General features: G+C 66.5%; 1 protein-coding gene and 1 pseudogene. Both read left to right on the top strand.

Annotated features, from left to right (window positions below):
* Positions 1-924 (top strand): glycosyltransferase (locus EN939_RS35355; RefSeq protein ID WP_127271960.1); only part of this gene is annotated, 924 nt, incomplete at its 5' end.
* Positions 921-1,100, top strand: a pseudogene (locus tag EN939_RS35350) (hypothetical protein); the annotation flags it as partial. The gene EN939_RS35355 and the pseudogene EN939_RS35350, both read left to right, overlap by 4 nt.

Genomic DNA, 1,100 nt, shown 5'->3' with positions numbered 1-1,100 from the left:
GCCGTGTTCAGGGCGTGGCGGCGGCTCAAGGATTGCGACCTCGTCTATGTCAACACCTCGATCGTGGCCGACTACGCGCTGGCCGCACGCCTTCTTCCCCAAAAGGCCGTCCTGCACATCCACGAAATCCCCGAAGGCGCCATGCGCAGGATACTCGTCGGCCTGATGCGCTGGAGCCATGCCGATCTGATCTTCAACTCGCGCGCGACGCGCGCCGCTTTCGGCGATCCCAAGACCGCGCGCACGCATGTCGTCTACAACGGCGTTGCCGGGCCGGCGGCGGTCGAACCGACCACCTATGACGGCAAGCGCCCATTGCGGGTGCTGCTGCTCGGCCGCATCAACCGGATCAAGGGGCAGGAAATCCTGCTGGAGGCGATCGCCGCGATGCCGGCAGAACTCCAGTCGAGGATCGAGGTGCGGCTGGTCGGCGGCGCCTTCGAAAGCACCGAGCGCGAGCATGCGCTTGCCGAACTGGTCGAAACCATGGGGCTTACCGGGCGCGTCAGAGTCCTGCCTTTCATTCCCGACCCTTCGGAGCATTATCGATGGGCCGATATCGTCACCGTGCCGTCGCGGCGTCCGGAATCGCTGGGCCGCGTCGCCATCGAGGCGATGGCATACGGCCGGCCGCCGCTTGTGTCGGCGATAGGCGGGCTGGTGGAAGTGGTCAGCGACGGGGAGACCGGCTGGCATGTTCCGCCCGGCGACGCAGCAGCTCTTGGCGCGAAATTGCAGGAGATCATCCTCGCCCCTGAGGCCTGGCGCGGGTTTGTCGCTGCCGGGCGCGCGCGCTACGAGGCAATCTTCAGCGAGCCGGTCGCGGCCGCGGCGATCACCGCGATCGCCGCCGACAAGCTGAAGACGACCATCGCGCGGCCGGGCAGGGTGCCTGCTGCCCGCGAAGCGGAGACGCGGCCGTGAAGCTAGCGTTTCCGAGCCATCTGGTTCGACGCCTCGTGCTGATGATCGGCGGCGAGGCGATGCAGAGCGGCTTTCATTTTGCCCTCAACATCATGCTGTTGCACATGCTGTCGGCGCAGGGCTACGGCCTCTTCGCCATCGGCATGGTGATGGGCGGTGTCGGCCTGTCCTATATC

The organism is Mesorhizobium sp. M7A.F.Ca.CA.002.05.1.1 (assembly GCF_003998335.1).
Lineage (GTDB): Bacteria > Pseudomonadota > Alphaproteobacteria > Rhizobiales > Rhizobiaceae > Mesorhizobium.
This window is presented reverse-complemented; position numbering and strand designations above follow the sequence as displayed.